Source organism: Bacillus sp. AP50, assembly GCF_040492675.1.
Taxonomy (GTDB): domain Bacteria; phylum Bacillota; class Bacilli; order Bacillales; family Bacillaceae_G; genus Bacillus_A; species Bacillus_A cereus.
The window spans coordinates 1-4,995 of the sequence record NZ_JBEUTW010000650.1; the positions used below are offsets into that span (position 1 = coordinate 1).

A 4,995-nucleotide genomic window follows, 5' to 3' on the forward strand; every position below is an offset into this window, starting at 1 on the left:
TACTACCAGAAATACCCTGAGCATGATGAGATTGATGTTGAGGCTCTGAGTACCCTGATGAAACTCAAGAAGAACCAAACAAGTGAAGAGACGGTTGTAATTAATCGTGTGCTTGAGGGACTTCGTGAAGATGTACCTGAGGATGTGCTGAATACCACGATTGACCAGCTAGAAGAACTGGCGTTCTCTGGTAAAGCATCGGCGTTGCTACAAGCTTACCAATCAGGTAAAGAGATTGACATCACGTATGAGCTTCAGAACCTTGCAGCCTTAACCCGACAACGTATGTCGGTACAGGTAAGCGCTTCATGGGCAGACGGTGATGTGTGGGATTACATTCAGGCAGACGCTGATGATAGTGGATACGTTCTGGATATGTTTCCTGATTTCGCTGAGAACATCAAGGGCTTGAACGCTGGTGATAACGTAGGTGTGTGTGCTCCAACCGACAAAGGTAAGACGAGCGCTCTGTGCCGTATTGCTGTAAGCCTCGCTATCCAAGAGTTCAAGCTACATGGTGAGAACTACCGCCCTGTATTGTACTGCGTGAATGAGGGTATGGCCGAGCGTATCACACCTCGTGTGTACCAGACTGCATTAAGCTGTACCCGTGCTGAGCTGTGGCAAGCTGGTTCTGATGGTTCAATCACTAAGAAGTACGAGCAAGTTGTTGGGCATCGTGATGCAATTCGTCTGGTGAACATTCATGGTATGAGTGTATCACAAGTTGCCCGTGTGATTGAGCAGCACAATCCATTCCTTGTCATTACCGATATGACGGGCCGTATCAAGGCTAACACCGCTGGTGTGAGTAATGATATTAAACAACTCGAAGACATTTGGGATGACTTCCGAGGTTTGGCAGCTATCCACAAGTTCATTCATATTGGTACAGCACAGATTTCTGCTGAGGGTATGGACACATTATATCCTCCGCTGACTGCTGTACAAAACAGTAAGGTCGGTATCCAAACCACATGGGACTTAGCTATCTTTATTGGTGCATTACAAACAGTAACACCTGAGACAGAACTACTTCGCGGTATTAGTACACCGAAGAACAAGCTGTCTCGCAGCGGTAAACGCAGTCTACTTAAAACAGAGACGTACTTTCAACCTGAAAAGAACATTTGGAATTTATCATGAGTAAGATGGAACAAATTGAACGCTTCTTAGCGGATTCAAAAAGCCCTGTACAATTGGTTAAGCATTGGGATGATGTTAAAGAGAAGCCTGAGTACCCGCTGGTAGTACAAGCTAAGCTGGATGGTGTGTACGCCTTAATCGTGAAAGAGTACCCGAATGTGCAAGTGTTTACCCGTACAGGGAAACGTATGTACAAGGAAGTGCTAACGATTGAAGATGATGTTCTGAGTACACTTTCTGATGGTGTGTTCATCGCTGAGTTGATTTCTGATGACTTAACCCTTGAGGAACTCAGCGGTATGGTGAACCCTAATCGCAAGGAGGCTTGGACACCTGAACAGGTAGATAAAGCTCATGGCTGTATGTGGGCATTCCATGACTACATTACGCATGATGAGCTTCTGTTTGGTATGTCACCCGCGAAGTACATTCAACGTTATGATACAATGCAGAGCAAGCTCCCTCTTGGTGCGTACACCATACCATATGAGTACGTGCATTCATATGATGATATTAAATCAATCTTCGATACTCAGGTTGACATCGGAGGTGAGGGTGTAGTAATTAAAGACCCTGATGCCTGTTGGCTCGCTGGGCACAAAGGTAAGAACGCCATGAAGTTGGTACGTGAGTACCGACAGGACTTACTTTGTGTTGACGTGCAATGGGGTAAGGGCAAGCGTACTGGTCAGGTTGGTGCTCTAGTCTTCCGTTTTCTGGATAATACTTTTAAAGCCGACTTAGGTGCAGGCTGGGATGACGATGCCCGTAAACACCTGACCAGACAGTACCTAGATGATGCCAGCACAGTAGTGGGTAAAATATGGGAGCTCAAAGGTTTGCAACCTAGTAGCACAGGACGTGCTATTCGATTACCTAAGGTTGTTCGTATCCGTGAGGATAAGAATATTCCTGATGATGAGGGAGTGGCTGGTTATGACTTGGTGTGTGCTTGATTTAGAAACTCAGAACCACGAGTACTATGGCTCTTTAGCATCACCGCATCACCCACAGAACTACATTGTGGCAGCGGCGTTTGCTCATGATGATGCTGAGGTACAATCGTGGTATTTTAACAGTGCAGAGGAGGCCGCCAGTTCTGATTGGTTGCAGGCTGCACTTGCAGACCAAAAAGTGCTTGTGGCACACAACGCCACATTTGAAATCCATTGGTTGCTTAAAACCTATCCTACCACCTTTCTGAACTGGTTGAAACAAGGCGGTCGTATCTTCTGTACGCAATATGCTGAGTACCTCCTGAGTAACCAACAGGAGCTGTATCCATCGCTGGAAGACTGCTCATTGAAATACGGAGGGTCAAAGAAGATTGATGCGGTGAAGCTCCTTTGGGAGCAAGGTGTGCTCACAGCGGATATTGATGAGGCTTTGCTGATGGAGTACCTAGCAGGTTCTGAGGGCGACATCGAGAACACTCGTACTGTACTGTTCAGCCAAGTACCTGCACTACAGGAACGTGGTATGTACGAAATGTTCAAGCTTCGTATGGATTCGCTAGTGTTCAATGCGTTTAGTACCTTTAATGGTTTGTACGTAGATGTCAATACTGCGTATAAGAACATGCACGAGCAGTTAGAAGAGATTGAGGAAATTCGTTCAAACGTCCTCAGTATGATGCCTGATAATGTACCAGAGGATTTGGATTTTAAATTCACCTCACATTACCACATGTCTGCCTTTATGTACGGCGGTACGGTACAGTACAGCACTAAGGTATCATATGACCCGATTAAGTTCGAGAAAGATGACTTCTACAAGGACATCAACGGTAAGCTCTATCCTGTAAGTGCAGGCTTTCCAGCAGACGATGTGTTCCTTGAGTTATATAAGTCTGGGAAGAACAGAGGTCAACCTAAAGTCTTTCGTGAAGATACTGAAGTAGAGAAGCTCAAGAACGGTACGAAGCAGTACGTCTTTCCCGGGCTTATCAGTATCCCAGAGCTTCCTACTATTGTGTCAGAGCAGTTCTTGGGTAAACGCGCTGAGTTCCGTGGTAAGCGTACGCTTGTCGATGGTACTCCCGTGTACAGTACAGGTACAGATGCTTTGAATGTACTCGTGAATTACACCGATGCAGCAAAGCCTTTGAAGAAACTGGCTGCGTTGTTGAAAGACACAGGCACGTACTACTTAATGCAGGTAACGGATGACGAGGGCAATGTAACTAAGCAATCAGGTATGTTACAGTACGTAGAACCTGATGGCCTGATTCATCATCAGTTAAACAATTGTGCAACCGTGACGACACGACTTAGCGGCTCTAAACCAAACATGCAGAATATACCACGAGACGGTACATCACGCGTTAAGGAGATGTTCAGTTCTCGCTTTGGTGCTGATGGTTATATCGTTGAGGTTGACTATTCAGCCCTTGAAGTGGTAGCTATGGCTGCTATTAGTGGTGATATGAACTTGATGCAGCAGTTATTAGATGGTACGGATATGCACTGTTACCGTTTAGCAGGTTCATTGAATGAGCCTTATGACGAAGTGTACGAGAAGTGCCATAACGAAGAGCACCCTGAACATAAGCAGTACAAGCAACTGCGTACGAATATTAAACCCCGTGCGTTTGCTAATCAGTACGGCGCTTCTGCCGCTGGCATTGCATATGCTACAGGATGCTCGGTAGAAGAAGCAGAGTTGTTTCAGGAGACGGAGCGTAAGCTCTTCCCTGAGAGTTCTATGTTCGCAGAGAAGTACGTTCGTCCTGAAGTAGAACGTACAGGTGTGAACTGCATGCACCGCGAAATGTACGATGATGGTTCATGGGGTATTTACCGTGTGGGTCATTTCCGTGCTAAAGGCGGGACATGCTACAGCTTCAGGCAGTACCCTAAGTACATCAATGGTCAGAATGTTCTGGATTATAAAGACACACAACTGGCTAACTACTGGTGTCAAGGGGAAGCAAGCTTTATTGTGCAAGCAGCGTGTGCTCGTGTAATTCGTGAGCTCATTAAACGTAACTTCGCTGATGGTAAAGTGCTGCCAATTAACACTGTTCACGATGCAATTTACTTGGATTGTGCTACAGAAGACCTTGCACGAGAATACGGGTTGCTCGTGCAACGTATTATGGAAGAGACCCCGAAAGCCATGTGTGAAGTTATACCTGATTACAAAGATTGGCGATACGATACAACACCATTCCCAGCAGCTTGTGAAATTGGTAAGAACATGATGAGTAAACATTCAATAAAGGAAACAGTATGAACAATTTGTTAAATCAAGCCCGTGCAGCAGCCGCTCAAGGCGCAGCAGAGAACATGACCGAAACCACTAAAGGCGGAGGTGCTCGTGTACTCCCTGAGGGTACAGCCCTTGCTCGCTTCACAGCGTACATTGAGAAAGGCTCACATGTACAAACCTTTAATGGTGAGGCTAAAGCGCCTGCACCGCAATTCCAACTCGGCTTCACGATTGTAGGCGGTCGTGGTATTAATACCAAAGGCGAGCCTGAAAATATGGTGCAAGGCGATGTGTTCCCGAGTGTGAACTCCTATGACATCGCGCTGTCTCGAAATGTGAAGAGCAACAGCATCAAGATTTTCAACAGTATGAACTACAAGCGTGACGTGACCACATTCCCGGAATTGCTGGGTAGATTGTTCCTGTTGAAAATTAGCCATGCCGAGCGTGATGGTAAGAAAGTACATCGTGTAGATTGGAAGAGTATCCAAGCCCCGATTGACCCGATGACTGCTACACCGTATGAAGCGCCTGAAGCGCCTGACGATGCGTACCGACTGTTCCTGTGGAATCACCCGACTAAAGAACAATGGGATTCATTGTTCATTGAGGGCTCCCGCGATGACGGTACAAGCAAGA

At 46.3% G+C, this 4,995-nt stretch carries 4 protein-coding genes; all 4 read left to right on the forward strand.

The genetic code is table 11. From position 1 onward, the window contains the following. Window positions 1-1,146: hypothetical protein (locus ABWK52_RS27930; protein ID WP_353772303.1), on the forward strand; the 1,146-nt coding region annotated here is incomplete at its 5' end. Further along, window positions 1,143-2,102 (forward strand): ATP-dependent DNA ligase, encoded by a 960-nt coding sequence (locus tag ABWK52_RS27935; RefSeq protein WP_353772304.1) that lies wholly within the window; start codon window positions 1,143-1,145, stop codon window positions 2,100-2,102. The genes ABWK52_RS27930 and ABWK52_RS27935, both read left to right, overlap by 4 nt. Beyond that, window positions 2,083-4,380, forward strand: coding sequence for a DNA polymerase (locus ABWK52_RS27940; RefSeq protein ID WP_353772305.1), 2,298 nt, complete (start codon window positions 2,083-2,085; stop codon window positions 4,378-4,380). Before ABWK52_RS27935 ends, ABWK52_RS27940 begins: the two co-directional genes overlap by 20 nt. Continuing rightward, window positions 4,377-4,995, forward strand: a 619-nt coding sequence (locus tag ABWK52_RS27945) for a hypothetical protein (protein WP_353772306.1), incomplete at its 3' end; no start/stop codon positions are given. The genes ABWK52_RS27940 and ABWK52_RS27945, both read left to right, overlap by 4 nt.